Here is a 26,119-nt window from a genome sequence, read left to right on the forward strand (position 1 = left end):
TGTCTCGAGAGTGTTTACCGCATCAGGCGGGTTGTGCAACCGGGCGCGCGACCGGCTGCTCGACGATCGGCAGGTTGATCAGCGCCGACAGCACGCCGAACAGGATCGAGAGCCACCAGATCGGGGTGTAGGAGCCGAACTGCTCGAACACGATGCCGCCGAGCCAGACGCCGAGGAAACCGCCGACCTGATGGCTGACGAAGGCAAAGCCGTACAGCGTTGCGAACCACTTTGTGCCGAACATCAGCGCCACCAGCGCCGAGGTCGGCGGCACCGTCGAGAGCCAAGTCAGGCCGCTGACCGCACCGAACATGATCGCCGAGAACGTCGTGATCGGAAACGAGATGAACGCGACGATCGCCAGGGCGCGGGTAAAGTAGATCAGCGAGAGGATGTAACGCTTCGGGTACTTGTTCTGCAGCCAGCCGACGCTGAGCGAGCCGATGATGTTGAACAGGCCGATCGCCGCGACCACCCAGCCGCCGGTCTGCGACGAGACTCCGCGATCGGCGAGATAGGCCGGCAGATGCACCGTGATAAAGGCGAGCTGGAAGCCGCAGGTGAAGAAGCCCAGCACCAGGAGAACGTAGGAGCGATGACCAAACGCTTCCGCCAGCGCGGTCTTGAACGATTGCTGATCCCCGACAGGCTCATTCGACGACGTCGAGGGTGGCGTCGCGATCGCGAGCGACAGCGGCACGATCAACAGCATCAGGAGCGCGAATACCGTCAGCGCTGCCTGCCAGCCGAAATTGTCGATCATCGCCACGCCGAACGGTGCGAACAGGAACTGGCCGAAGGACCCGGCCGCGGTGCCGGCGCCGAGCGCAATACCGCGCTTCTCGACCGGCAGCAGCTTGCTGAACGCCGACAGCACGAGATTGAACGAACAGCCTGAAAGACCGAAGCCGATCAGGACGCCGGCGCCGAGATCGAGCGACAGCGGCGCCGTGGAATAACGCATCAGAAGCAGGCCGGCGGCATAGAGCAAGGCGCCGACAATCATCACACGCAGGATGCCGAAGCGATCGGCGATGGCGCCCGCAATCGGCTGCCCCAGTCCCCACAGCAGATTCTGCAGCGCCAGCGCGAGGCCGAAAACGTCGCGGCCCCAGGCGAATTCGCGGCTCATCGGCTGCACGAAGAAACCGAGGCTGGAGCGGGGTCCAAAACTCAACAGCGCGATCGCGCAGCCACAGATGATGATGACGACCGGCGTCCGCCAGGTGCCTAGGCCGGAGGACGGACGAAGGTCGGTCGTTACAGCCATTTGCTTCCCCCTGGACCAATCGGCGCCCGGAACGGCCGGGCGAAACGTTACGGTGAGTTAATGCAGTTGCATGCAAACCCCAAGAGGGCGGAAGAGAAAAATTTTCCGCTGCAGGGCAGCTCTGCAAAATTGGCGAGGGCAATGAGTGCAATTTATTGATGCGTGCACCTGACAGAGATGTCGTCTGCGTTCGCACGCGATGACGGCTGTTACCGCTTCGCGCTTGCCTGCTCGGCGGAGCTTTGCGCGGCTTCCGCGAGCTTGGCGGAGATCGCCGCAGTCTCGGCAGGCGTGCCCCAACTCGGCGCGTCGCTGCCATTGCCCCAGGCGCGCGGCCGATAGAAAGTATGCACTCCGAACTTGTGCATCTTCTTCATTTCGTTGACCCAGGACGGCCGCACCCAATAGGCGTGGTAGTGCGTCGACTTGTCGACTTCCGGCAGCCAGAGCTGGCCGTCGAGCATCGCCTTCGCGATCTTCTTCGCCCGCTCCCACATGTCGGGCTCGCGAATGACGTCCTTGTTGTTATCGCAGGCGAAGGTGAACTGGCACGCCAGATGGCGATGCTTGTTCTGGTAGACCACGCCGCACACGGTTTCGGGATATTTGCCGGAGAAGGCGCGGTTCAAAACCACCTGCGCCACCGCGATCTGGCCTCGCACCGCTTCGCCGCGGGCCTCGAAGTAGACCGCTTCAGCCAGGCACTTTTCCGACTTGGCGCGCGATTTCTCGTCGAACAGGCCGAGACGTTCGGCCGGCGTCTTGGCGCGCTGGTTGTCGGCGTTGACCTCGCCCTTCGGCGCGACGCTCTCGCCCATCTCGCCGGCCCGCACCGGACCATCGGCATCGACCGGCAGCGAGGCCATCACCTTCATCTCGGGATCCGGATGCGCTGGTGGCATGACGATGACGGGCTCTTCGCCGGGCTGCCAGCGTTCAATGCTTTCGGGCGAGCCGAGCGAGGAGCCAAAGAACAGGCTCGAGGTCTTGAAGGAGAAACCATCGCGCGGTGGCGTAGCCGCTTGCGGCGCGACCTTGAGATCGTCCTGCGGCTTGCTCTCAAGCGACAGCGACATATCCAGTGGCGGCGCGTTCAGCGCGGCCTGCAGCTCGGGATCGAGCGGTGCACGCTTCACGGGCGGCGGCGTCTCAGCGGTCTTGGCGCCCTTGACTGATGCATTGGATGTCGCGGGATCCTCGATCGCCGGCGCTCGATCAGCAGGGCCTGTGGTCTCCACTGCCGGCGACGGCGGCGCGATCATAAGGCGGTCGCCCTTCAACGTGCGATCGACTTTGGGGAAATCGGCGGCGTGATAGCGTGGCGGTGGAGCGACCAGAGGATTGCGCGTCACCGAACCCGTGATGTCGATGCCCTGAGTGTCGAGGCTTGCGAGACGGTAAGTCGCGGTCTGCGGGGACGAGGTTCCGATCGGGCGGCCGAAGGAGAACGTCGCGACCTGGATCGTGCCGGCGGAGGAAAACACGCGCTTCTGCCAGCGCTCGGCGACGCCTGGCTGGCGCGCCAGCAGCGAGGCGATATCCTGATATCCGATCTCGGTCGGCATCAAAGCGAAGACGCAGAGACCGAGGCCGAAGGACGCGAACCGCGCGCCCTTCGGCTGGTTACGCAACACAAACATCGATACGCTCACGCAACGCTTACACGATCGAATGTCAGTACATCCGTGCAATTCGACCTTTCCTGTTGGTATCGAATTTAGGTTGCCGGGGAGTTAATCGGCGTGGCGTGCGTGCTACACGCAAGACGTTGCGCGAATTTTGCTGAGCGCATGAGAAGCGTTGGTAAATGGCCGCTCGATGAAAGTGGTAAACATCCCGTCAACGAAGATGATAAAGAAATTCTTGCGCGGCTCACTCACCTCGCAATGGCGCGAGTTCCAATTCACTGTGTCGCGCTGAAGCGTTTGAGTTTCGTCATTGCTGTCGATGAATTGCGACGACTTTCACCCAGGCAGCAAAACGCAATGCCCGGGACGAAGCCCGGGCATCACGTCGTGTTCGTCATCGTTTCGAAGAAGTCCTACGCTTGGCTCTCAATCTTCTTGCCGAGCGCGGCCTGCGCGGCAGCGAGGCGCGCGATCGGCACGCGGTAGGGCGAGCACGAAACGTAGTCGAGCCCGATCTCGTGGCAGAACGCCACCGAGGCGGGATCGCCGCCATGCTCGCCACAAATGCCAACCTTCAAATTGGGCCGTGTCTTGCGACCACGGGTGACGCCGATCTTCACCAGCTCGCCAACGCCGTCGCGATCGACCGAGATGAACGGATCGATCTCGAGAATTCCCTTGCTGACATAGGTTCCGAGGAAACTCGCGGCGTCGTCACGGCTGATGCCGTAGGTAGTCTGGGTCAGGTCATTGGTGCCGAACGAGAAGAACTCCGCGGTCTGGGCGACATCGCCGGCCAGCAGGCACGCCCGCGGCAACTCGATCATCGTACCAACTTGATAGGCGAGCTTCTTGCCGGTCTCCTTCATCACCGCCTGCGCGGTGGCGTCGATCCGAGCCTTGACCAGGTCGAACTCGGCCTTGGTCGCGATCAGCGGCACCATCACCTCGAGGCCGACGGCCTCGCTGGTGCGCTTCTCGGCTTCTACCGCCGCTTCGAAGATCGCGCGCGCCTGCATTTCGGCGATCTCAGGATAAGCGATCGCAAGACGGCAGCCGCGGAAGCCCAGCATCGGGTTGAACTCGGCGAGATCGCGGGCGCGATCGGCGAGCTTGCGCGGATCGGTATTCATCGCGCGCGCGACTTCCTCGATCTCGGCCTGGGTGTGCGGCAGGAATTCATGCAGCGGCGGATCGAGCAGGCGAATCGTGACGGGCAGGCCCTTCATGATCTCGAACAGCTCGACGAAATCGGCGCGCTGCATCGGCAACAGTTTTGACAGCGCCGCGCGGCGCGACTGTTCGTCCTCGGAAAGGATCATCTCGCGCACGGTGCGGATGCGGGTTTCCTCGAAGAACATGTGCTCGGTGCGGCACAGCCCGATGCCCTCGCCGCCGAATTTTATCGCGGTGCGCGCATCTTCGGGCGTGTCGGCGTTGACGCGAACGCCGAGCTTGCGGACATCATCGGCCCAGCCCATCAGCGTGCCGAACTCGCCCGACAGTTTCGGCTCGATCATCGGCATCTTGCCCGCCAGCACCTGGCCGAGCGAGCCGTCGATGGTGATGACGTCGCCGGTCTTGAAGGTGCGGGAGCCCACACTCATCGTGCCGCGGCCATAGTCGACGCGGATGGCGCCGCAGCCGGAAACGCAGGGCTTGCCCATGCCGCGCGCCACCACTGCGGCATGCGAAGTCATGCCGCCACGGGTGGTCAAAATGCCTTCGGCGGCGTGCATGCCGTGAATGTCTTCCGGACTGGTTTCGACGCGCACCAGAATGACGCTGCGGCCATCGGCCTGAAGTTTCGCGGCTTCATCGGATGAGAACACGATCTCGCCGGATGCGGCGCCGGGCGAGGCCGGCAGGCCGGTCGCGATCACGTCGCGCTTGGCCTGGGGATCGATGGTCGGATGCAGCAATTGATCCAGCGAAGCCGGATCGATCCGCATCACCGCGTCCTTCTTCGAGATCAGGCCTTCATTGGCGAGCTCGACTGCAATGCGCAGCGCAGCCTTCGCGGTGCGCTTGCCGCCGCGGGTCTGCAGCATCCACAACTTCCCCTGCTCGACCGTGAACTCCATGTCCTGCATGTCGCGGTAGTGCTTTTCGAGCAGCGTGTAGAACCGCGTCAGTTCCTTGAAGGCCTCCGGCATCGCGCTTTCCATCGACGGCTTGTCGGAACCGGACTCCTGGCGCGCCTCCTCGGTGATGTCCTGCGGCGTGCGGATGCCCGCCACCACGTCTTCCCCCTGCGCGTTGATCAGGAATTCGCCGTACAGCTTGCTCTCGCCGGTCGAGGGATTGCGCGTGAATGCAACACCCGTCGCGGACGTCTCGCCCATATTGCCGAACACCATGGCCTGCACGTTGACCGCAGTGCCCCAGGATTCCGGAATGTCGTGCAGGCGGCGATAAGTCACCGCACGCGCATTCATCCAGGATGAAAACACCGCGCCGATCGCGCCCCACAATTGCTCGTGCGGATCCTGCGGGAAATCCCTGCCGGTCTCGCGCGCCACCGCTTCCTTGTACTTGCCGACCAGTTCGACCCAGTCGTCGCCGGTCAGATCAGTGTCGAGCGTGTAGCCCTGGCTGTCCTTGAAGGTGTCGAGAATGTCCTCGAAGTGATGATGCTCGAAGCCGAGCACCACGTCCGAATACATCGTGATGAAGCGGCGATAGCTGTCATAGGCAAAGCGGCGATCGCCGGAGAGTTCGGCGAGCGCTTCGACCGTTTTGTCGTTGAGGCCGAGATTGAGCACGGTGTCCATCATGCCCGGCATCGAGGCGCGGCCGCCGGAGCGGACCGACACCAGCAGCGGATTTTTCGAGTCGCTGAATGCCTTGCCGGTCAGCTTGCCGACATACTCAAGCGCCTTCTCGACCTGCGCCTTCAGCGCCGGCGGATAGGTTTTGTCATGCGCGTAGAAATAGGTGCAGACCGAGGTCGGAATCGTGAAGCCCGGAGGCACCGGCAGGCCCAAATTGGCCATCTCGGCGAGATTGGCGCCCTTGCCGCCGAGCAGGTCGCGCAGGCCCGCTTTGCCCTCTGCCTTGCCGTCCCCGAAGGTATAGACCCACTTGCCGGATTTTACCGCCTCGGCGGCAGGCTTGCGGACCGCAGCCTTCTTGGCCGCGACCTTGGCGACCGGCTTGGTCGGGGCCTTCTTCAGCGCTTTGCGGGCCGAGGCCTGCGGCACGGCCTTCGGCCGGGCTGATGGCTTTGATTTCGCTACAGATTTCACTGCAGCCTTCTTGGACTTCGCGACGGCTTTGGCCATGGATTCCAACTATCCGAAAAAGGGAAGAAGATTGCGCGCCTTACACCATTTTGAGGGGTTCCGCGCAAGCCGCGAAACCCCGCTTTCCGGTGCTAGAACTTGAACATCTTGAGCACGCCAAGACCCACCAGTCCGACGAAAATCAGGTAGATCGCGACGATGTAGTTGAGCAGCCGCGGCATGATCAGAATGAATATCCCGGCGAGCAGAGCAACGATCGCGGGAACATGCGTGGCGGTGATGGTCATTGAAATCTCCGGATGATCGGGGTGGGAAATCGAATCGAGGGCGGCAACTTAACCGCTGGCGCGGCTCGGGAATAGCAAGACGCTCAACCGCTTCAATGGGTTCCAGCCTCCGCAACAATTCCCCGGAAATGCCGCAGATGAGGCCGCGCTTTTCCCGGAACAATGCTGCACGCGATGAATTGGCCCGCATTGTGTGTGCTGGCGAAAGCCGGCACCGCTTCTCGCGAAGGAGTTGACCATGCGGAACAGACTATTTGCCATGGCGGCGATCGCGGGCGTTATGGCCGTCCCGATCGCGGCTCAGGCGCAATCCACGATCGGCACGGGCGGCGGCAGCGCGGTCGTCATCGGTGAACATGTAGAAGGCATCGCGCCCGACGTGCGTCCGGCCTTCCGCGAATACATCGTGCGTGAACGCGTGCCGAATTACACTATTTCCGAGCGTGTGACGGTTGGCACCGTGCTGCCGGAAACCGGCGTGACCTACTACGACGTGCCGCAATCGTTCGGGGTGACTCCCTATCGCTACACCGTGGTGAACGGCCAGACGATATTGGTCGAACCGCGTTCGCGTCGCATCGTTCAGGTGGTCGATTGACCTTCAGTAGCCTGAACGATCAGTCCGGGCGCCGCGCAAGCGGATGTGCGCGAGATACGACCGGACAAGAAGCCCCGCCCGGCGTCCCCTCCGGGCGGGGTCTTTTTTGTGTGACTGTTGTCCCACCGATCCGCTACTCCCTGATTTCCAATCCGGGCTTCTTCACCACCAGCCGGTGAATCTTCTTTCCCGATGAGGCGCTGACGATCTCTTCATCGAGCAACACGGTCGCGGCCTTCAGCTCCGCCTGCACGACCGCCGGATCGAACGCAGCGTAAAGCCGTCCCTGCGCGTCGCGCTGATCGGCGCCCTCGGTGACGCGCCAGCTCAGATAGAGAATGCCGCTCGGCTTGACGATATCGAGCAGACGGCGGACCGATGCCGCAATCTCCTTGCGGTCGAGATGCATGATCACGGTTTCGCACAGCACGTTATCGAACGTGCCGATACCGCGCAGATCGGGCAATTCGGCACGCGCGAACTTGCACGACGGATAGCGCCGGCGCGCTTCGTTGAGCAGGCCCTCCGAGGCGTCGAAGCCCACCGTCGAAAAGCCGTGGGTATGAAGCCAGGCGACCTCGCGGCCGCAGCCGCAACCGATATCGGCCGAATTGCCACCGCGCACAAAAAAGCGTTCGACGACTTCCTGCAGGTCGACGGGCGCCGGCTGACCGAGCCAGTCCTTCGCGAACGCCGCCGCATCCTGGTCATAAGCGGCGAGCGTCTGAGGATCCATGGTCTAGCCTTCGATCTTGGAAAAATCCGCCACCGCGCGGGTCGCCGCGCGGATTTCGTTCAGAAGCTTTAGTCGATTCTCGCGCACGGCAGGTTCATCATCGTTGACCTTGACCTTGTCGAAGAACGCATCGACGGCGGGGCGCAGTTTTGCCATCGCGCTCATCGCGGTGGCGAAGTCTTCCTTCTGCACCGCGGCGGAGGCCTCGCTCCTAACCTGCTCGATCGCCTTCGCAAGCGTCTTTTCTTCGTCGAGCCTGTAGAGTCCGGCATCCGGCGCACCATCGAACGTGCGTTTGTCCCGCTTCTCCTCGATCGAGAGGATGTTACTCGCACGCTTGGTCCCTGCAAGCAGGTTCTTGCCGTCGTCGGTGTCGAGGAACTTGCCGAGCGCCTCGACGCGGCGGACAACGAGTAGGAGATCGTCCTGGCCGCCGAGCGAAAACACGGCGTCGACGAGATCGTGCCGCGCGCCCTGGTCGCGGAGCTGGACCTTCAGGCGGTCGGCGAAGAAAGAAAGCAGGTCGCCCGGAAGCTTCTCGGCGTCGCTCTTTTCCGGCAAGCCAGCCAATGCCGACTTCGCCACGTCCAAGATCGGTAGCCGGAGCGTATTATCAACGATCAGCCTGATGGCACCCAGCGCAGCGCGCCGCAATGCATAGGGGTCCTTGCTGCCGGTCGGCTTCTCGTCGATCGCCCAGAAACCCGCCAGAGTATCGAGCTTGTCGGCCAGTGCGACGGCCGCACTTACCGGATCGTTCGGCACGCGATCAGTAGGGCCTTGCGGCTTGTAATGGTCCTCGCTCGCGGCGGCGACGGAGGCGTCTTCGCCTTGTGCCTGCGCATAGTACTTCCCCATCAAGCCCTGCAGCTCGGGGAACTCGCCGACGACTTCGGTCAACAGATCGGCTTTTGCCAGATGCGCGGCGCGCTTGGCCTTCGCAACGTCGGCGCCGACCAGCGGCGCGATCTCAGCCGTCAGCCGTTCGATCCGCTTGATCCGCTCGGCCTGGGTGCCGAGCTTCTCGTGAAACACGATCTGGTCAAACTTCTTCAGGCGGTCTTCCAGCTTCGTCTTGAGGTCCGTCTCATAGAAGAACTTCGCATCACTCAACCGCGCGCGGATGACGCGCTCGTTGCCGGCAACGATCACCTTGCCGCCGTCGGTCGCCTCGATATTGGCGGTCAGGATGAACTTGTTGGCGAGCTTCCCGGTCTTGGGGTCGCGCACCACAAAGCATTTCTGGTTGTTGCGGATGGTGGCGCGGATCACTTCGCCCGGGATCGACAAGAATTCCTCATCGAAGGAGCCCATCAGCGCGACTGGCCATTCGACGAGGCCCGCGACTTCGTCCAGCAGCACCTGGTCTTCGACCAGCTCAAAGCCTTGAGCGAATGCCAACTGCTTGGCGTCGGCCAGGATGATGTCCTTGCGCGCCTGCGGATCGAGCACGACCTTCGCGGCCTTCAGCTTGGCTTCGTAATCCGCGAAGCGGCGCACCGAGATCGCCGACGGCGCCATGAAGCGGTGGCCGAACGTGGTCTGCCCGGCCTCTATGCCGTCGACGGAAAACTTCACCACGTCGGGGTCTTCGGTCTCCGGACCGAAGGTCGCGATGATCGAATGCAGCGGCCGCACCCAGGAGAGCGAACCCGATTTGGTCGAACGTGCGCCCCAGCGCATCGATTTCGGCCATGGGAAGGTTCGGATGATGACCGGCAGAATCTCGGCGAGCACATCGATGGTGGCGCGGCCCGGCTTTTCGATCAGGGCGATGTAGAAGTCGCCCTTCTTCGGGTCGGTCTGTATCTTGGCGTCTTCGATCCTGGCCAGACCGGTCGCCTTCAAGAATCCCTGGATCGCGGCATCGGGGCCGCCGACGCGCGGGCCGCGGCGCTCTTCCTTGAGGTCGGATTGCCGCGTTGGAATGCCGTGCACGGTCAGCGCCAGCCGCCGCGGCGTCGCGAACGCCTTTGCGCCTTCATAGACCAGGCCCTCGGCGACGAGCTTGTCAGTCACCATGCGGCGCAGATCGTCCGCCGCCTTCGCCTGCATTCGCGCGGGGATTTCCTCGGAAAACAATTCCAGCAGAAGATCAGGCATCAGACCGCCCTGCCCGCTTCGGTGTGAACCCAGGCTTCGCCGCAGGCCTTTGCCAGCTCACGCACGCGCATGATGTAGCTCTGCCGTTCGGTGACCGAGATCACGCCGCGCGCATCGAGCAGATTGAAGACATGGCTCGCCTTGATGCACTGGTCATAGGCTGGCAGCGCCATCAGATGCTCCCTCTGATTGCCGCCCTCGTTCCACCCGGCCATGAGATATTTCTTGCAGGCGTCTTCGGCCATCTTGAACTGCTCGAACAGTATCGCTGTATCCGCGTGCTCGAAATTGTGCCGGGAATATTCCTGCTCGGCCTGCAGGAAGACGTCGCCATAGGTGACCTTATCGGCGCCGTCGCGGCCGTTGAAGTTGAGATCGTAGACGCGGTCGACGCCTTGCACATACATCGCGAGACGCTCGAGCCCGTAGGTGAGCTCGCCGGAAACGGGTGCGCATTCGACGCCCGCGACCTGCTGGAAGTAAGTGAACTGGCTGACTTCCATGCCGTCGCACCAGCACTCCCAGCCCAGCCCCCAGGCGCCAAGCGTCGGGCTTTCCCAATCGTCCTCGACGAAGCGGATGTCGTGTATGCCTGAATCGATGCCGATCGCAGCGAGCGACTTCAGGTACAGATCCTGAAGGTTCGGCGGCGACGGCTTCATGATCACCTGAAACTGATAATAGTGCTGCAGCCGGTTGGGGTTCTCGCCGTAGCGGCCGTCCTTCGGCCGGCGCGAGGGCTGCACATAGGCCGCATTCCAGCGCTTCGGCCCGAGCGCGCGCAGCGTCGTCGCCGGATGGAAGGTGCCTGCACCCATTTCCATGTCGTAGGGCTGCAGGATCACGCAGCCCTGCTCCGCCCAGAACCGCTGGAGAGCAAGGATGAAGCCCTGGAACGAACGTTCCGGGCGCATATGGGCAGGCAAAGCGTCCATCGGCAGAATCGGTCTCGCGAAGGGGGGGTTGAAGTGCGCGGGACCGTATCGGCGTAGGGGCGTGGAATCAAGGCGAGCCCACAATGTCATTCCGGGCTGGTGTGCTAGCACCAGACCTCAGGTGCGCAATTGCGCGCCGGGAAATCTCGTGGCTAGCCCGGCCGGTAGGCGCCGGTGACGGGGTCGCGGCGCAGCGTTGGGATATCGGCCGCCTGGGTGGTCTCGGCGACGCGCGCCAGCCGTGCCTCTTCGAGTTCCCTGTTGATGCGGACAGCGGTCTTGTAGGCCCAGCGGACCACGGCGAGCCCTCCCAGGGCACCCGCGAATGCGATCAGCGGCGGCATCGGTCGATCCTTGTCGTTCACGTGTCAGCCCCCAATGGGTTACATTCTCGCCGAAGCCGGCCTCCGCCGCAATTCCGCTTTTGGGACTAAATGGCGCGGGTACGCCCGGCCTAGAACCCGAATTTGGCCCAGATTGCCCGGGTCTCCAGCGCCGAAATCAGGTCGTCCGGCAATCCCCCGATACCGTCGGCTAGCGAGCCCGCGCCCGGCGATCTCCGGCCCAAGAGACCGGCCAGCATCCCGCTTGCCGGCGCGATGACGGGCGTCAGCGCTTTGTCGCCATAGCGCTCACGCAGCGTGGAGCGAAGATCGCCGATCTTGTCCGCAAGGCCAAGCGACACCGACCTCTCGCCCGCCCAGTACTCGCCGGTGAACAGGACGTCGTCGGCCCCCTTGAGGCGCGCACCGCGGCTGCCCTTGACCAGCGCGATGAAGATGGCGTGGATCTCGCGCTGAAGCGTCTTCAGGCGGGCGACGTCGTCTGGGTCTTCGGGCAGGAACGGGTCCAGCATCGCCTTGTGCTCGCCTGCCGTGTAAAGCCGCCGCTCAACACCAATCCTCTTGATCAAGTCCTGAAAGCCGAAACTGCCGCCGACCACGCCGATCGAGCCGAGGATTGAGGACGGATCGCAGAATATCTCGTCGCCCGCGCAGGCGATCATGTAGCCGCCGGATGCCGCGACGTCCTCGACGAACACCAGCACCGGCAGTTTCTTTTCCGCAGCAAGCTGCCTGATCCGCAAATAGATCTGCCGCGATTGCACCGGCGAGCCGCCGGGCGAATTGATCACCAGCGCCACGGCCTTGGCGTGTCGGGTGGCGAAAGCGCGTTCGAGCGTTTTGGCGATGCCGGCCAGGGTCAGGCCCGGCCGCAATGGCGTCACCGCACCGATGACACCCGACAAGCGAACCACCGGAACGACCGCGGCATCGCGCCGGAATTTTGCCGGAATGAATCGTTTCATCCCGTCAATGAGGCCCGGAAATCCCGTGCGATCACTTAATTGTTCACTCATTCCGTTACCTCGAATTAACCATTTTTTATCACGCCAATGTCATTGGAAAGGCCGGAACGCCTTTTGGCAGGAACGCCTTCTGCATCAGCGGAGACTGACATGAAAATCTACCTGCTGATAATGCTCATCGGCAGCCTTCTGACCGGGATTCACTTTACGTCGGCGCCAAAACAACAGTCCGATACGCGCTTCCGCAATAGCGACTAATTGGGAGTTGCGGGCCGACTTTACAGGTTCGCCAGCGGCAAGGTTCCCTTCCCGGCCAGAATCTCCTGCACCCTTTTATGGGGCTGACCTTGCTCGTCATTGAGCATCAGGGCGGGATGGATTTGCGTCGGCGCCCGCCCACCCTTGGTGGCGCGAACCAGGATGCGATTGGCAGGCCCCCGTGCGTCACCATGAACCGGCAGCACCTGCAGGCTCCCGAAACCGTGATCTAGCGCCGAGAGCACCTCGCCGATTCCGTCGGCACGCCAGATCAGCGTCAGCGCTCCCTTCGATTTGAGAATACGCCGCGCCGCGTGAATCCATTTCGAGAGCGTCGTTGCGGTCGCCATATGCGCGGTCCCGCGTGCCGTGTCCGGCGAGACGCGATGCCGCGCCGGGTCGTTGAAGGGGGGATTCATCAGCACCGCATCGACGCTGTCAGGAAGGAGTCCGGCAGCGGCAAAGGCTGTGGCATCGGCCTCCACGTCAAGCACGATCACGTCAGCTTGAATCGCATTCGCCTCCGCATTGGCGCGTGCAAGGCCCGCCAGCACAGCATCGATCTCGACCAGAACCAGATCGATGCCGGCCACGCGCCTGGCAACCGAAAGCCCCGCGACGCCGACGCCGGCGCCGAGATCGGCCACGCGGTCACCCGGACGGGCCGCTGTCGCTGCCGCCAGCAGTACCGCATCGTGACCGGCGCGATGTCCCGATTTCAGTTGCTTCAAACGCAATTGCCCGCCGAGAAACGCATCCTCGGTGAGTTCGAGGTCAGTCATCGGGGCGCAATTCGTGAGCCAGACCCGCCTCGGCCAGCAACTGGCGGGCTGCGCGATCGTCGTCCTCATGAACAAGGATGCGGCGTGGCAAAATGCCGAGCGATCCCTCGATGACGCTCATGTTCTGGTCCAGCACCAGATGATGGATATTGGCGCCGTCGAGCAGCGCGCCGATCGCAGAAACCAGCACAATATCATTGGTCCTGACCAATTCCCGCAAGTGGTGTTCTCCTTTTCGCCCCGATGCGACGGACGGCACGAGGTCTGTCAACCGCTACGTGCCCTTGCCGCGATTGCCGGCACTTTCTATTGTAGAACAAGGATAGTGCGAATTGGCCAAAATTGGAGACCCGTGTGGCGGTTATTGTACCCTTCGAAAGCCCTTCGAACGCTTCGATAGATGCGCTGGTCGGGCTGGTCGCCGCCGATATGGAGCGGGTCAACGCCACGATCCTGTCGCGCACGGGATCGGAAGTCACCATGATTCCGGAAGTCGCCAACCACCTGATCTCATCCGGCGGCAAACGTCTGCGCCCGATGCTGACGCTGGCGATGGCGGGCCTCGCCGGCTATTCCGGCGATGGTCACATCAAGCTCGCGGCTTCCGTCGAATTCATGCACACCGCGACGCTATTGCATGACGACGTGGTCGACGAGAGCGAGCTGCGCCGCGGCAAGCTGTCGGCGCGGATGCTGTGGGGCAATGAGGCCAGTGTGCTGGTCGGCGACTTCCTGCTCGGCCAGGCCTTTCGCATGATGGTCGAGGTCGGCTCGCTGCGTGCGCTCGACATTCTCTCCTCGGCCGCGGCCACCATCGCCGAAGGCGAAGTGATGCAGCTTGCGGCAGCCAAGAACACCGCGACCACCGAGGACGAGTACCTCGCCGTGATCAGGGGCAAGACCGCCGAACTGTTCGCCGCCGCCTGCGAAGTCGGACCCGTGATCGCCAACCGGCCGAAGGCCGAGCAGACCGCATGCCGCTCGGTCGGCATGAATCTCGGCATCGCATTCCAGCTCGTCGACGACGTGCTGGACTATGGCGGCAAGGCCGCGAAACTCGGCAAGAACATCGGCGACGATTTCCGCGAAGGCAAGATCACGCTGCCGGTGGTGCTGGCGTTCCGCCGCGGCAATGACATCGAGCGGAAGTTCTGGATCAAGGCATTGGAGCGCGGCGAGATCGGCAACAGCGACCTCGATCACGCCATCGGCCTGATGACCAAACACCGCGCGCTGGAAGACACGATCAGCCGCGCCCAGCACTACGGCGCAATGGCCGTCGACGCGCTCGCGCTATTTCCGGCTTCACCGATGAAGAGCGCGCTCGAACAGGTCGTAGCGTTCTGCCTGGCGCGATCGCATTGACCTTCGTAGGCTGGGCAAAGGCGCGTCAGCGCCGTGCCCACCAACTTTCACCCGTTTTAGAACATGCTTTGGTGGGCACGCTTCGCTTTCCCCACCCTACAAAGGCGACTAAATGAACGGCACCAGCTTCACGCTATTCCTTGCCGCCGCACTCGTCATTGCCGCCGTCCCCGGTCCGGGAATCTTTTACGTCGCCGCACGGACGCTGTCGGGCGGCAAGAGCGCCGGTATCGCGTCGACGTTCGGGACTGCGCTCGGCGGCTTGGTGCATGTGATCGCGGGCGGGCTTGGCGTCTCGGCGCTCATCCTGGCCAGCGCTGAGCTGTTCACCGCGCTCAAATTTGCCGGCGCAATCTATCTCGTTTGGCTCGGCATCAAGACATTTCGCGAGGCGCGCGATCTGCTGCCGCAACAAGCCGTTGCGGTCGGTACAGAGCGGGCGTTTCGGGAAGGCGTGCTGGTCGAAGCCTTGAACCCGAAGACCGCGGCGTTCTTCCTGGCCTTCATTCCGCAATTCCTCGACCCGGCCGGCAGTTATCCGGCGCTCCAGTTCATGGCGCTGGGCCTGGTCTCGATCGCGCTGAACACGCTTGTCGATATCATCGTGGTAATGATGGCCGCCACCGCGCGCGGTAGTCTCACGCGAAGGCCGAACTTGCTTCAACGATTGCGACAGGGTTCAGGGCTGTTCATCGCGGGCCTCGGTGTTTCGCTGGCGCTGGCGCGGCGGCCCGCAAGTTAGCTCAGCGTTCCCGCATGCACCCACCATCCGGGGTGATCGCGCCGGATCTGCTCCGCCGCGCGTCCGGCTTCGACGGTGTTCTCGTAGATCGCAAAGCAGGTCGCGCCCGATCCGGACATCCGTGCCAGCCAAGCGCCGTTGGTCGCGTTGAGCGCTGCGATGACCTCGCCGATCACGGGCTGGACACGCATGGCGGGCGCTTCCAGATCGTTGGAGCTGGCAGCGATCGCTTCGACCCAATCTTCCAGCGATGCCTTCTCGTCCGGCCAGCGGTCCCGCAGCAGCACGTCGGTGACGCCGACCAGTAATTCACCGTTGCGCAGGCCGAGCGCGTTGAAAACGTCGCGGGTCGCGACGGCAACGCCGGGGTTGACCATTACGCACGGCATTTTCGGCAGACTGAGCGGCTGCAGCGTTTCGCCGACGCCGGTCATGACGCAGCCGCGCGAGTTGACGCAGACCGGCACGTCGGCGCCGGTCAGTTGCGCGACCTCGATGATGCGGGGATCGTCGAGCGCGAGCCCGTTCAACTGTGCAAGCAACCGCAGCGCCGCCGCGGCATCGGCCGAACCGCCGCCGATTCCGGCCGCGACCGGCAAGACCTTGTCGAGCGTAAAGCTGCCGGCTTTCATGTCCGGTACGCGCTCGGCCAAGAGGCGCGCGGCCTTGAGCACCAGGTTGTCCGAGGTCTCGCCGCAGGCCTGCGCCAGCGGTCCCGACATCTTCAAATCCAGATCCGCGCCCGGCGTCAGCATCAGCTGGTCGGCGCAGTCGGCGAACGCCACCACGCTTTCGAGATCATGGTAGCCGTCGGCACGGCGGCCATTCACCCGCAAGGTCAGGTTGACCTTGGCGCGCGCTTTGTCATTCAACAGCGGCATTGCCGAACAGCCCCCAAGGTCCTTGCCTCAGCCACCCCTGCCGTCTTCTTTCTTCTTGTCGGCGGAAGCCGCGGAGGAAGTGTCTTCGGGCAGGCCGTTGGCAATCTTGGCTTCGATCTTCGGCAATTCCTCCGCCTCGGGCTTGAGGTCGCGGGCATGGGCCCACTGGAATTTGGCTTCCAGCGTCCGCCCGACGCGCCAATAGGCATCGCCGAGATGGTCATTGATGGTCGGGTCCTCCGGCTTGAGGTCGATCGCACGCTCGAGATGCTTTACCGCGTCTTCAAAATTGCCGATCCGGTAAAACGCCCAGCCCAGCGAATCCACGATGTAGCCGTCATCGGGGCGCTGGTCGACGGCGCGCCGGATCATCTTCATGCCTTCGTCGAGGTTGATGCCCTGGTCGATCCAGGAATAGCCGAGATAATTGAGGACATGCGGCTGCTCGGGCTGTAGTTCGAGCGCCTTGCGCATATCCACCTCGGCCTTGCTCCACTGCTTGGAGCGTTCCAGACAGATGCCGCGATAGTAATAGGTGACCCAGGTGTTCTTGTCCGTCACCCCCGGCATCGCGTCGATCGCGAGCGTATAGGTATTGGCGCAATCGCTGAACTTCTTGCGACCGCGCTCGATGTTGCCGAGCGCCATGACGGCTTCGATGTCCTTCGGCGCCTCCGCGATGACAGCCTTGAGGATCTTGATCGCCTCTTCGCTGCGGTCGGCGGCGTCGAGATTGGTGGCGAGCTGGATCTGCGCGTTGCGCTTGAGCGGCGAACTGGCCGGCATGCGCTCGTAGACCTTGATCGCCATCTGCGGCTTCTTCACGGACTCGTAGAGATCGGCGAGCGACAACAGCGCCAGCGGATGATTGGGCTGCAGGTAGAGCGCGAGCTGCAGATAGACCAGCGCCAGATCCTCGCCGCCGCGGCGTGTAAGCGTGGCGCCGATGCCGTACAGCGCCTCGGCCGCGCCGGCCTGCGCCGAATCGACCAGCGCCGACATCTTCTTGCCGGCCCGGGTCTCGCGCAAGCCTTCCTGCACCAGCGGATGCCGCGGCAACTTCTTGTCGAACGCTTCGTAGATACCAGCCGCCGCCGCGCCATCCTTGTTGCGCGACAGCCAGCGCGCATAGGCGTCGGATACGCGCAGCATCGAATCGTCGAGTTTGTAGGCGCGCTCGAACCGCGTGCCGGCGTCCTTGTCCTTGCCCGAGATCTCCAGGATCATGCCGGTGTGGAGATCCTTGAAGATCGGATACCATTCAGGTCCGGTCAGCTTGTCGATATTGGCAACCGCGGTCTTGGCATCGCCCGCGCCGTAGCTCGCCCATCCCGACAACAGCGTCGCCACCAGGTCGGTGATCGGTCCGCGGATCGACTGGTTGATATTGAGCTGCGCGGCCGCATATTTCTTCTGCTTGAGGTCGCGGACGCCGACAACCAGCCGCGCGACGCGGTTCGCCTTGTCCATCGTCAGGATGCGGTCGGCGAGCTTGACCGCTTCATCGATGTCGCCATCGGCGAGCGAAGAGATGAAGGCGCGATCCAGGAGTTCGTTGTTCTTCGGATCGGTGCGCAGCGCGGAGCGATAGAATGCCGCAGCCGAGGCCGCATCGCGCTCGACGCTGGCATGGCGCGCGGCGAGATAGCTGCCTGCCGTCGTTAGCGACTTCAGATCGGATTTAGTGGGGAATTGCGCGGCGTTGTCGGCCGTATGTTCGGGCGTCTGGGCCCAGGCCACGCCAGGCACGGCCAGGCTGGCAACAGTAATTGCGGCGATGGTCCAACGATTCATACGAGTGGAAAGCATCACAGTTCGCCTAGCTCCAGGATGTATGGCGGGATCGTTACGATCGGTCTCGAATGCAAACCCAAGCGGCGGCATCTCAGGCAGCGACAATGCCGCTTTTGGCCTTCAACCGCAAGGATACGGGTTGGCGAATCGATTGGCAGACAGGCCCTTAGAGCTCCGATTTAGCCAGCCCAACCCGGAAACGCTTTTACTGTGGCGGTATCGTGGCCGGAGGCGGTATCACCCTCCTCCAACTCACGCAATCGTGGTCTATACGGCCTCGCTACATGCCCTGGTAATTGGGCCCACCGCCGCCTTCCGGCGGAACCCAGGTGATATTGCCGTTCGGGTCCTTCACGTCGCAGGTCTTACAGTGGACGCAGTTCTGGGCGTTGATCTGGAAGCGCGGACCCGAAGCCTCCTCGACCCATTCATAGACGCCGGCCGGGCAATAGCGGTTCGACGGACCGGCATAGACATCGTGCTCGGATGCCTTCTGCAGGTTCATGTCGGCGACCTTGAGATGAACCGGCTGGTCCTCCTCATGGTTGGTGTTGGAGAGGAACACCGAGGACAACTTGTCGAAGGTGAGCTTGCCATCCGGCTTGGGATAGACGATCGGCGCATGCGCCTTGGCCGGATCCAGCGTCTTGCGGTCGGACTTGGCGTGCGACTGGGTTCCGAACAGCGAAAATCCCAGCGTGTTGCACCACATGTCGAAGCCCCCGAGCGCCACGCCGATGATGGTGCCGAATTTCGACCATAGCGGCTTGACGTTGCGGACCCGACGCAGGTCTCGACCTACGGCGGAATCCCGCCAGGCGTTTTCGTATTCCACCAGTTCGTCGTTGGCGCGGCCGGCGCCGAGCGCCGCCGCAACATGTTCGGCCGCGAGCATGCCGCTGCCCATCGCGTTGTGCACGCCCTTGATGCGCGGCACGTTGACAAAGCCTGCCGCGCAGCCGATCAGCGCGCCGCCCGGGAAACTCAGTCGCGGCACCGACTGATAGCCGCCCTCGGTGATGGCGCGCGCGCCGTAGGAGATACGCTTGCCCCCTTCGAACACGGTTCGAATGGCGGGATGCGTCTTGAAGCGCTGGAACTCGTCGAATGGCGAGAGATACGGATCGTCGTAATTGAGATGCACGACGAAACCGACCGCCACCTTGTTGTCGTCGTAATGATAGAGGAACGAGCCGCCGCCGGTTTTATTGTTGAGCGGCCAGCCGAACGAATGCTGGATCAGGCCCTTCTGGTGCTTGGCGGGATCGATTTCCCAGACTTCCTTCAATCCGATGCCGAATTTCGACGGCTCGCTTTTGGCGTCGAGGGAGTATTTGGCGATCAACTGCTTGCTCAGGCTGCCGCGCGCACCTTCGGCGAACAGCGTGTATTTGCCGAGCAGTTCCATGCCGCGGGTATATGAATCCTTGTGGCTGCCGTCCCTGGCGATGCCCATGTCGCCGGTCGCGATGCCGCGCACCGCGCCGTTATCGTCATACAGCACCTCGGCCGCGGCAAAGCCAGGATAGATTTCGACGCCGAGCGCCTCGGCCTTTGGCGCCAGCCAGCGGCAGACATTGCCGAGCGAGCCGATATAGCAGTGATGATTGTTCATCAGCGGCGGCATTGCGAAGTTCGGCAGCCGGATCGCGCTGGTCGCGGTGGTCCAGTAGAAGCGGTCGTCCTTGACCTGGGTTTTGAGCGGGCAATCGGCGTCCTCACGCCAATCCGGAATCAACTTGTCGAGCGACACCGGATCGATCACCGCGCCCGAGAGGATGTGCGCGCCGACCTCGGAACCCTTCTCCACCACGACGATGCTGAGATCGGCATTGAGCTGCTTCAGCCGGATCGCCGCAGCGAGGCCGGACGGCCCGGCGCCGACGATCACGACGTCGAATTCCATGGATTCGCGGGGAAAAAGTTCTTCTGCACTCATGATCTGATCTCAGCCCAATTGAGAACGGCTCTAAAGGCTCGTTGTTTCCGATTTTTGCGGGGAGGACAACCATGGAAATGCAATGCGAGGCGTTTCACGCCGGCTCGATCCATATTAGATTGGCATCATGGATTTGATCCCCGAACCCGCGCCTAATGTCAGGCAATTGCTGGCTTTTTATCTGGAGGCCGGGGTCGATTGCGCGTTGACGGAGGGACCAGTCGATCGGCTGACCGAGCCCGACACCGCTGCTGCCCCCATCGCTGTCCGCGAGACTGCTCCACCCCGCCCCGTCAGGGAAATGCCCGCCGCGATGCCGGCGGTTCCGCGCAGCGAAATAGCGCCGGAGGCGGCCATCGCGCTCGCGCGCGAAGCGGCGCGAACGGCGCCGACACTGGAAGCGCTGCGTACACTCCTGGAAAGTTTCGAGGGCTGCGCGCTCCGAAACACCGCGACGCGGCTGGTGTTTGCCGACGGCAACCCGCAGGCGCGCATCATGTTCGTCGGCGAAGCACCCGGGCGCGACGAAGACATCGAGGGCCTGCCCTTCGTCGGACGTTCCGGCAAGTTGCTGGACCGGATGATCGCGGCAATCGGACTAGACCGCAGCAAGGCCTACATCGCCAACGTGATTCCCTGGCGGCCGCCCGGCAACCGAACGCCAACGCCGCAGGAGACGCAAATCTGCCTGCCGTTCATCCAGCGGCAGATCGAACTCGTGAATCCCGACATACTGGTGACGCTCGGCAACCCCTCGACACAAACGCTGCTATCGACCCGCGATGGCATCATGAAGACCCGCGGCAGGTGGTTCGACTACGACACCGGCACCCGCACGATCCGCGCCATGGCGACGTTCCACCCGGCCTATTTGTTGCGCTCGCCGTCCTACAAGCGGATGTCCTGGCAGGACCTGCGCACGATCGCAAAGGCGCTGGAGCAATCAGGTTCTCCCTCATCCTGAGGAGCCCGCGGAGCGGGCGTCTCGAACGATGGGCCGCGGGCTCATGGTTCGAGACGGCGCGGAGCCTGTCATCGGGCCGCGCGTTGGCGCCTCCTCACCATGAGGGATGAACTAAGGCGCCTTCGGCCGCACGATCGCCCAGCCGATCCGCAGCAATGGCTGGCGGCCGTTCACCATCCATTCGAAGGCGCGCGGCACTTCCGGCACCAGGCCGGGAAAGCGTTGCGCGATGTCGGGCGGCGGCGCGCCTGAGGTATCGGAGGCGCGCCAGACCACGACACCGCCGGTCTCGTTGAATTTCGCGACCGACAGCCATGGGGTTCGCTCCGGCGTGGCATCGAGCAACAGATGCGGGCGCCCGCTGCTCATGGCGATGAAGCTCGCCAGTTGCGGATCGCCGGCCACCGCGCGCAGCCGCTGGTTGGTCCGGCGCTCAAAGCTGTCGCCGAAGAAATGCGCAATGGCTTTTGCCGGCAGCGAGGTCGGCACTTCATTCGCGGTCCATGGCAAAAACAGCGTGGCCACAATCGTCACCAAGGCAGGCGCGACGACCGCCGCCGCCCACAGCGTCCGCAACAGGCGCTGGCGCCGAAGATGGATCAGATCGCCGCTCGCCACGATTACGGCGAGCCCCGACATCAGCAAGGCGACGCCCTCCCCGCCGACGACATGATCGAGGTTGAAGATGCCCGCGATCAGGCTTCCGAGCAGCGCCGGCGCAAGCGCAAAGAAATAGACGAAGTCGCGCGCCAGCGAATCGACCGGCGGCCGGTAGATAATCGGCGCCTCCGCGGCATGGCGGGCGAACCGGCCGGAATTGAGGATCGCCAGCAGCACGATGGCGGACATTGCGAGCACGAGGCCAACGAGCAGCCAGCCCCATTGCTGGATGCGCCCGCCGAGATCGGAGATCGCGGGCGACGGCGGCATCGCGAGCGCATCGGCGCGGAGCAACCAGATCAGATAGGGCAAGACCAGGACGGCGATCACGAGCAGCGCATAGAGCGGATCGAGCGACATCAGCACGCGCCGCCCCCGCGTGGTGGCAACGGCAAATCCGGCGAGCAGCAGCAGCAATCCGAGCGCGGCCGGCGTCGTCAGCAGCAAAAGCCCCGCCTCGATCGACCAGGCGAACCAGGCGTTGCGCCGGTTCTGGCCGATCAATTGCCAGGAATGCAGCAAAAGCAGTGCCCATAGCGGGCGCGCCAGCACCAGCGGGCCGAACTCGACGCCGGGCGAGCTGAAGGCCACCACCGTCATCGACAGCAGCACCGCGAGCACCGCCTGCTGCCCGCCGACAATCGCGCGGCCCAGTTGATAGTAGATCCAGAAGGTAACGACGGCGCAGACCTGCGCCAGCAGATAGACGCCGAACATATGGTTGCCGGCGGCACGAAACGCGGTATCGGCGAGCCAGAACGCCAACGGCGGACCGAGCCATGTTCCGACCTGGTATTCCCGGCCAAAGGCCAGCACGGTCGCAAGGTCACCAGGCGGGCTGCGGTACAGCAGCATCGGCAGGATCAGCCAAATTGCGGCCTGGACCAACACCACGAGCCAGACCACCAGCCGCGGCCGGGCGCGGATCAGTTCGACAACGAGCGAGGTGAAGCGCATGAAACGTCCGAATGCCGGGCCGGGCAGCCCTGTCCCCAGCACTTTTGATAGAGCGCACGAGCCGCCGAGGCAACTGCAGCATTTCAGGCGAACGGATTACCGGTTCTGCGTCAGGAAAAAATCACAGCCGAGTCAAATCGCCACCGAAATCTCAGATTCGATCTCCGTCTCCGCTGTGATATCCACCGTGAACAGATCGCGCTCGATGCTCTCCGGGTCATGTTTCAGCCGCGCGGCAACCACCGGCGCGAAAAATCTGCGGTGGTGGATGCTCGGGCCTAATCGGTCCAGCGCCTCGCGATGTTCCGGCACGGCGTAGCCCTTGTGATTTTCAAAGCCGTAGCCCGGACAATCCAGCGCCAATGCGCTCATCAGGCGGTCGCGCGTCACCTTGGCGATGATCGAGGCTGCGGCGATCGACATGACGATGCCGTCGCCGCCGATCACGGCGTTACAGTCGCAAGGCGCATCGATCTTGTCGCGGCCGTCGACGAATACATGCTTCGGCATTTCGGGCAGCGCGCGCACGGAACGCGCCAGCGCCCAGAGCGAAGCGCGCAAGATATTATCGCGGTCGATCCGCGAAGGCGAGGCAAAGGCGACCGCAAAGGACGACGTCGCGCAGATCTCCTCGAACAATTCCTCGCGGCGTTCGGGCGTCAGCCGCTTGGAATCGTCGATGCCTTTGGGGATCCGCTTGGGATCGAGGATGACCGCGGCCGCCACCACTGGACCCGCCAGCGGGCCGCGCCCGGCCTCATCGCAGCCGGCAACCGGCCAGACGCCGCGCTTGATCAGCGCCCGCTCGCGGCGAAAGCTCGGCGGGGCAAGCGTGATCACGCCCTTGGGCAGCTCGGCCTCTTCCTTGCCGGCTCTCTTGGCCGATTTCCCGTCAGGTTTCTTGGCAGACTTGTCCCGAATCATGGTCGAGATTCGTGCGCCAGCGCGCGGCGGCGCGCAACCGGGAACCTGGCACAATTCCCGTTATTCAGCGCGACCTCGTCGCCACTCGCCGGCAGCGTCCGTTGCCATCGGCGCTCCGGCAAATGCAAATACGGCCGGGAGAAGTGGCGCTGCCGTAACGTCGCGTAATTAATCCGGCAGGTGAACCCGCCGGTCCTCGCCGACCTCGATGCGGGGCGCCACCACGACTTCCCAAGTGTGGTTGTCGGGATCGGCGAAATAGCCGGAATAACCGCCATAGTCGGTCTTGTGCGCGGGTTTCAACAGCGACGCGCCGCAGGAGATGGCGAAATCGAGCGCAGCGTCCACCTCCTCGGTGGAATTGCAATTCCAGGCGAGCGTCGTGCCGCGAAACGTCTTCGGCCGCGGCTGATCCGGCAGCTTGGCGTCGCCGGCGAGTTGGTCCCACGGGAACAGCGCGATTACCGTGCCGCCGGTGTCGAAGAAAGCGACGGCCTCACCGGTTGCGTTCATTTTTCGGGCAAAGCCGAGCGCCTCATAAAAGGCGATGCTGGCGCGGATATCGTTGACGCCGAGCGTGATGACCGTGAACCGGGGGACTGGCTTCTTCGTACTCATGCGACTCTCCCTCCGCGTCATGCGAGGGGCGCAAGCGGCGACGTGTCCGCCGTCGCTCGGAGAGCGAAGGCGGAAGCAATCCATCCTTCCTCGCGTAGCGAGATGGATTGCGTCGCGGAGCCCGTCATCGGGCGCGCGTTCGCGCGACCCCGATGGCTCGCAATGACGATCAGAACAAACTCAGTTGCTGTCCGTTCCGCTTCGGCTTGGCGAAATGATCGGTCGTCAGTTTCGAACGCCGCTTGTTGAGGCCGAGCTTCTCACTGGCGATTTCGAACCGCCGCCCGATCATCCAGGCCATCGGGCCGGTGCCCTTCATCCGCGTACCCCATTGCGAGTCGTAGTCGCGCCCGCCGCGCATGTCGCGGATCAGGGTGAAGACGTGACGGTAACGGTCGGGATAATTCGCCATCAGCCATTCGCGAAAGAGGTCGCGCACCTCGAGCGGCAGCCGCAGCAGCACGTAGCTCGCCTCCTTGACGCCCGCATGAGCCGCGGCATCGAGAATGCGTTCAATCTCGGAATCGTTCAGCGCGGGAATAACGGGTGCGACCATGACGGTGGCGGGGATGCCGGCTTGCGACAATTGCCGCAGCGCCTCCAGCCGCTTCGGCGGCGTCGAGGCGCGCGGCTCCATCGTGCGGGCGAGCTTGGGGTCGAGCGTGGTCACCGAAATCGCGACCTTGGCCAGATTGCGCTTCGCCATTCGCTGCAGAATATCGATGTCGCGCGTCACCAGCGCCGATTTGGTGACGATGCCGACGGGATGACCAGCCCGATCGAGCACTTCGAGGATGCCGCGCATGATTTTGTGCTCGCGCTCGATCGGCTGATAGGGATCGGTGTTGGTGCCGATCGCGATCATGCGCGGCTCGTAGCCGGGCGCCGCCAGCTCCTTCTCGAGCAATTCCGGCGCGTCCGGCTTGGCGAGCAGTTTGGATTCGAAATCGAGCCCGGGCGACAGGCCGAGAAAGGCATGGGTCGGCCGCGCGAAGCAGTAGACGCAGCCATGCTCGCAGCCGCGGTAGGGATTGATCGAGCGGTCGAAACCGATGTCGGGCGAGTCGTTGCGGGTGATGACCTTGCGCGAGGTATCCAGCGAGACCGTGGTCTTGAACGGCGGCAGGTCGTCCAGACTCTGCCAGCCATCGTCGAAGGCGACCCGCGCCTCGGCTTCGAACCGGCCGCTGTCGTTGGACTGCGCGCCGCGGCCGCGCCGCCGCTGGCGTTCGATGGCGACCGCGAGCTCGGGAAAAGGGGTCGCACCCGCCGGCTCGGAGGGCGGCTTGACCGGCGGGTGCTTGAGGGCATGAGAGGATGCTCGGCTCATGAAGCGAACATAGCACGCATCAAGAACAAATCAAGAACATCCCCGACGACAATTTACAGAAGGCGCAGCACCAGAGACGGGGCACGCCCGATGCCGCAAAAATCTGCACGCAAGCGGCTGTTTTGATTGTGACAAGATGATAACTGTGCAGCGTTTTTCACCGTTTGAGCCATCGAAACCTCATTCATGCTGAGCGTGATCATTCCGACCGAAGGAATAGAACAGCCCGCCGTCGCCACGCTGGCAGCGTTGGTACCGGGAGCCGCAGCCGGCGTCATCCGCGAGGTGCTGCTGATCGACCGGGCCGGCAACGGCGTGATCGAACGGGTGGCCGACGTGGCCGGTTGCCGCTTTCTTAAGTTCGATGGAACACACGCCGCGGCGCTGGCCGCCGGCGCGCGGGCGGCGCGCTCGCCATGGCTGATGTTCCTGCACGCCGGCGCGGTGCTCGACAGCGGCTGGATCGAAGAGACCACGCAGTTCATCCAGAACGTATCGAACAGCGGACGGCCGCGTGCCGGAGTATTTCGCTATGCCCGCTCGCCCTATGCCGAGACGCGGCTGCGCGACGGCTTCAAATTCGTCGCCCGCATGATCGCCGGGCCATCGGCGGAACAGGGGCTCCTGATCGCCCGCGATCATTATGAGCGGCTTGGCGGCTACCGGCCGGATTCCCGCCGTTCCGAGACGAGGCTGTTGCGCCAGCTCGGTCGCTCGGCGCGTACCCAATTGCGCAGCCGGATCATGGTCGTCGCCTGACGGCCTGAGTTCACAATCGAAATGGAACAACGTGC

23 protein-coding genes are annotated in these 26,119 nt (G+C 63.4%); 5 read left to right on the plus strand and 18 right to left on the minus strand.

Going from position 1 to position 26,119, the window contains the following annotated elements; all coding sequences use genetic code 11:
* Nucleotides 1-22: 22 nt before the first annotated feature.
* The 4 genes from CQ13_RS03905 to CQ13_RS40470 form a co-directional block, all read right to left on the minus strand.
* Nucleotides 23-1,270, minus strand: a complete 1,248-nt coding sequence (locus CQ13_RS03905; protein WP_057841698.1) for an MFS transporter — start codon at nt 1,268-1,270, stop codon at nt 23-25.
* Between the two features lie 209 nt (nt 1,271-1,479).
* The gene (locus CQ13_RS03910; RefSeq protein ID WP_057841699.1) at nt 1,480-2,910 is read right to left on the minus strand and encodes a cell wall hydrolase; all 1,431 of its coding nucleotides are present in this window, start codon (nt 2,908-2,910) and stop codon (nt 1,480-1,482) included.
* A 401-nt stretch (nt 2,911-3,311) separates the two neighbouring features.
* Nucleotides 3,312-6,182: a pyruvate, phosphate dikinase gene (ppdK, locus tag CQ13_RS03915; protein ID WP_057841700.1), complete on the minus strand. Its 2,871-nt coding sequence runs from the start codon at nt 6,180-6,182 to the stop codon at nt 3,312-3,314.
* Nucleotides 6,183-6,274: 92 nt separating this feature from the next.
* Nucleotides 6,275-6,430: a DUF3096 domain-containing protein gene (locus CQ13_RS40470; protein WP_082637306.1), complete on the minus strand. Its 156-nt coding sequence runs from the start codon at nt 6,428-6,430 to the stop codon at nt 6,275-6,277.
* Nucleotides 6,431-6,668: 238 nt separating this feature from the next.
* On the opposite strand from CQ13_RS40470, the gene CQ13_RS03920 reads away from it, so the two are divergent.
* Entirely contained in the window at nt 6,669-7,028 is a 360-nt protein-coding gene (locus tag CQ13_RS03920; protein WP_057841858.1) for a DUF1236 domain-containing protein, read from the plus strand.
* A 133-nt stretch (nt 7,029-7,161) separates the two neighbouring features.
* On the opposite strand, the gene CQ13_RS03925 is transcribed toward CQ13_RS03920, so the two are convergent.
* The 7 genes from CQ13_RS03925 to CQ13_RS03955 all read right to left on the minus strand — a co-directional run bounded on the left by CQ13_RS03925 (nt 7,162) and on the right by CQ13_RS03955 (nt 13,371).
* Nucleotides 7,162-7,764, minus strand: a complete 603-nt coding sequence (locus CQ13_RS03925) for a class I SAM-dependent methyltransferase (protein ID WP_057841701.1) — start codon at nt 7,762-7,764, stop codon at nt 7,162-7,164.
* Between the two features lie 3 nt (nt 7,765-7,767).
* Nucleotides 7,768-9,867 carry a glycine--tRNA ligase subunit beta gene (gene glyS, locus CQ13_RS03930; RefSeq protein ID WP_057841702.1) on the minus strand — a complete coding sequence of 700 codons (2,100 nt, stop codon included), beginning with the start codon at nt 9,865-9,867 and terminating at the stop codon, nt 7,768-7,770.
* Complete coding sequence (locus CQ13_RS03935; RefSeq protein WP_057841703.1) at nt 9,867-10,802, minus strand: glycine--tRNA ligase subunit alpha; 936 nt, start codon at nt 10,800-10,802, stop codon at nt 9,867-9,869. The genes glyS and CQ13_RS03935 overlap by 1 nt, the downstream gene beginning before the upstream one ends.
* A gap of 152 nt (nt 10,803-10,954) precedes the next feature.
* Entirely contained in the window at nt 10,955-11,146 is a 192-nt protein-coding gene (locus tag CQ13_RS03940) for a hypothetical protein (protein WP_057841859.1), read from the minus strand.
* Between the two features lie 110 nt (nt 11,147-11,256).
* On the minus strand, nt 11,257-12,162 hold the full coding sequence (locus tag CQ13_RS03945; protein ID WP_057841704.1) for a S49 family peptidase: 906 nt from the start codon (nt 12,160-12,162) through the stop codon (nt 11,257-11,259).
* Between the two features lie 227 nt (nt 12,163-12,389).
* On the minus strand, nt 12,390-13,151 hold the full coding sequence (locus CQ13_RS03950) for a tRNA1(Val) (adenine(37)-N6)-methyltransferase (protein ID WP_057841705.1): 762 nt from the start codon (nt 13,149-13,151) through the stop codon (nt 12,390-12,392).
* Nucleotides 13,144-13,371, minus strand: coding sequence for a putative signal transducing protein (locus tag CQ13_RS03955; RefSeq protein WP_057841706.1), 228 nt, complete (start codon nt 13,369-13,371; stop codon nt 13,144-13,146). The genes CQ13_RS03950 and CQ13_RS03955 overlap by 8 nt, the downstream gene beginning before the upstream one ends.
* 134 nt (nt 13,372-13,505) lie before the next feature.
* On the opposite strand from CQ13_RS03955, the gene CQ13_RS03960 reads away from it, so the two are divergent.
* Together CQ13_RS03960 and CQ13_RS03965 are read left to right on the plus strand one after the other, a co-directional pair.
* Nucleotides 13,506-14,516 (plus strand): polyprenyl synthetase family protein, encoded by a 1,011-nt coding sequence (locus tag CQ13_RS03960; protein WP_057841707.1) that lies wholly within the window; start codon nt 13,506-13,508, stop codon nt 14,514-14,516.
* A gap of 112 nt (nt 14,517-14,628) precedes the next feature.
* Nucleotides 14,629-15,258 (plus strand): LysE family translocator, encoded by a 630-nt coding sequence (locus tag CQ13_RS03965; RefSeq protein WP_057841708.1) that lies wholly within the window; start codon nt 14,629-14,631, stop codon nt 15,256-15,258.
* Here the strand turns inward: CQ13_RS03965 and CQ13_RS03970 are convergent.
* The 3 genes from CQ13_RS03970 to CQ13_RS03980 all read right to left on the minus strand — a co-directional run bounded on the left by CQ13_RS03970 (nt 15,255) and on the right by CQ13_RS03980 (nt 19,872).
* Entirely contained in the window at nt 15,255-16,139 is an 885-nt protein-coding gene (locus CQ13_RS03970) for a 4-(cytidine 5'-diphospho)-2-C-methyl-D-erythritol kinase (protein ID WP_057841709.1), read from the minus strand. The two genes, CQ13_RS03965 and CQ13_RS03970, sit on opposite strands and share 4 nt — an antisense overlap.
* A 27-nt stretch (nt 16,140-16,166) precedes the next feature.
* Nucleotides 16,167-17,948 carry a tetratricopeptide repeat protein gene (locus CQ13_RS03975; protein ID WP_057841710.1) on the minus strand — a complete coding sequence of 594 codons (1,782 nt, stop codon included), beginning with the start codon at nt 17,946-17,948 and terminating at the stop codon, nt 16,167-16,169.
* Nucleotides 17,949-18,213: 265 nt separating this feature from the next.
* A complete protein-coding gene (locus CQ13_RS03980; RefSeq protein WP_057841711.1) occupies nt 18,214-19,872 on the minus strand; it encodes an electron transfer flavoprotein-ubiquinone oxidoreductase in 1,659 nt (552 codons plus the stop codon).
* Nucleotides 19,873-20,005: 133 nt separating this feature from the next.
* Between CQ13_RS03980 and CQ13_RS03985 the strand changes: the two genes are divergently transcribed.
* A complete protein-coding gene (locus CQ13_RS03985; RefSeq protein ID WP_057841860.1) occupies nt 20,006-20,836 on the plus strand; it encodes a uracil-DNA glycosylase in 831 nt (276 codons plus the stop codon).
* A gap of 111 nt (nt 20,837-20,947) precedes the next feature.
* On the opposite strand, the gene CQ13_RS03990 is transcribed toward CQ13_RS03985, so the two are convergent.
* From CQ13_RS03990 to CQ13_RS04005, 4 genes are all read right to left on the minus strand, one after another.
* Complete coding sequence (locus tag CQ13_RS03990) at nt 20,948-22,453, minus strand: glycosyltransferase family 39 protein (protein WP_057841712.1); 1,506 nt, start codon at nt 22,451-22,453, stop codon at nt 20,948-20,950.
* Nucleotides 22,454-22,585: 132 nt separating this feature from the next.
* Nucleotides 22,586-23,377: a ribonuclease HII gene (rnhB, locus tag CQ13_RS03995; protein WP_057841713.1), complete on the minus strand. Its 792-nt coding sequence runs from the start codon at nt 23,375-23,377 to the stop codon at nt 22,586-22,588.
* 168 nt (nt 23,378-23,545) lie between these two features.
* Complete coding sequence (locus tag CQ13_RS04000; protein WP_057841714.1) at nt 23,546-23,995, minus strand: VOC family protein; 450 nt, start codon at nt 23,993-23,995, stop codon at nt 23,546-23,548.
* Between the two features lie 169 nt (nt 23,996-24,164).
* The gene (locus tag CQ13_RS04005; protein WP_057841715.1) at nt 24,165-25,325 is read right to left on the minus strand and encodes a PA0069 family radical SAM protein; all 1,161 of its coding nucleotides are present in this window, start codon (nt 25,323-25,325) and stop codon (nt 24,165-24,167) included.
* A 186-nt stretch (nt 25,326-25,511) separates the two neighbouring features.
* Between CQ13_RS04005 and CQ13_RS04010 the strand changes: the two genes are divergently transcribed.
* A complete protein-coding gene (locus tag CQ13_RS04010) occupies nt 25,512-26,084 on the plus strand; it encodes a glycosyltransferase family protein (RefSeq protein ID WP_057841716.1) in 573 nt (190 codons plus the stop codon).
* The last annotated feature ends 35 nt before the right edge of the window (nt 26,085-26,119 follow it).

Origin of the sequence: Bradyrhizobium retamae, from assembly GCF_001440415.1 — a bacterium.
GTDB lineage: Bacteria > Pseudomonadota > Alphaproteobacteria > Rhizobiales > Xanthobacteraceae > Bradyrhizobium > Bradyrhizobium retamae.

Excerpts from the sequence above, each read along its gene's own strand:
- CQ13_RS03925 (WP_057841701.1), bottom strand. The coding sequence starts at position 7,764 with ATGGATCCTCAGACGCTCGCCGCTTATGACCAGGATGCGGCGGCGTTC.
- CQ13_RS04005 (WP_057841715.1), bottom strand. The coding sequence starts at position 25,325 with ATGAGCCGAGCATCCTCTCATGCCCTCAAGCACCCGCCGGTCAAGCCG.
- CQ13_RS03990 (WP_057841712.1), bottom strand. The coding sequence starts at position 22,453 with ATGCGCTTCACCTCGCTCGTTGTCGAACTGATCCGCGCCCGGCCGCGG.
- CQ13_RS03935 (WP_057841703.1), bottom strand. The coding sequence starts at position 10,802 with ATGGACGCTTTGCCTGCCCATATGCGCCCGGAACGTTCGTTCCAGGGC.
- glyS (WP_057841702.1), bottom strand. The coding sequence starts at position 9,867 with ATGCCTGATCTTCTGCTGGAATTGTTTTCCGAGGAAATCCCCGCGCGA.
- CQ13_RS03965 (WP_057841708.1), top strand. The coding sequence starts at position 14,629 with ATGAACGGCACCAGCTTCACGCTATTCCTTGCCGCCGCACTCGTCATT.
- ppdK (WP_057841700.1), bottom strand. The coding sequence starts at position 6,182 with ATGGCCAAAGCCGTCGCGAAGTCCAAGAAGGCTGCAGTGAAATCTGTA.
- CQ13_RS03975 (WP_057841710.1), bottom strand. The coding sequence starts at position 17,948 with ATGCTTTCCACTCGTATGAATCGTTGGACCATCGCCGCAATTACTGTT.
- rnhB (WP_057841713.1), bottom strand. The coding sequence starts at position 23,377 with ATGATTCGGGACAAGTCTGCCAAGAAACCTGACGGGAAATCGGCCAAG.
- CQ13_RS03970 (WP_057841709.1), bottom strand. The coding sequence starts at position 16,139 with ATGCCGCTGTTGAATGACAAAGCGCGCGCCAAGGTCAACCTGACCTTG.
- CQ13_RS03980 (WP_057841711.1), bottom strand. The coding sequence starts at position 19,872 with ATGAGTGCAGAAGAACTTTTTCCCCGCGAATCCATGGAATTCGACGTC.
- CQ13_RS03920 (WP_057841858.1), top strand. The coding sequence starts at position 6,669 with ATGCGGAACAGACTATTTGCCATGGCGGCGATCGCGGGCGTTATGGCC.
- CQ13_RS03945 (WP_057841704.1), bottom strand. The coding sequence starts at position 12,162 with ATGAGTGAACAATTAAGTGATCGCACGGGATTTCCGGGCCTCATTGAC.
- CQ13_RS03950 (WP_057841705.1), bottom strand. The coding sequence starts at position 13,151 with ATGACTGACCTCGAACTCACCGAGGATGCGTTTCTCGGCGGGCAATTG.
- CQ13_RS03940 (WP_057841859.1), bottom strand. The coding sequence starts at position 11,146 with ATGCCGCCGCTGATCGCATTCGCGGGTGCCCTGGGAGGGCTCGCCGTG.
- CQ13_RS04000 (WP_057841714.1), bottom strand. The coding sequence starts at position 23,995 with ATGAGTACGAAGAAGCCAGTCCCCCGGTTCACGGTCATCACGCTCGGC.
- CQ13_RS40470 (WP_082637306.1), bottom strand. The coding sequence starts at position 6,430 with ATGACCATCACCGCCACGCATGTTCCCGCGATCGTTGCTCTGCTCGCC.
- CQ13_RS03910 (WP_057841699.1), bottom strand. The coding sequence starts at position 2,910 with ATGTTTGTGTTGCGTAACCAGCCGAAGGGCGCGCGGTTCGCGTCCTTC.
- CQ13_RS04010 (WP_057841716.1), top strand. The coding sequence starts at position 25,512 with ATGCTGAGCGTGATCATTCCGACCGAAGGAATAGAACAGCCCGCCGTC.
- CQ13_RS03905 (WP_057841698.1), bottom strand. The coding sequence starts at position 1,270 with ATGGCTGTAACGACCGACCTTCGTCCGTCCTCCGGCCTAGGCACCTGG.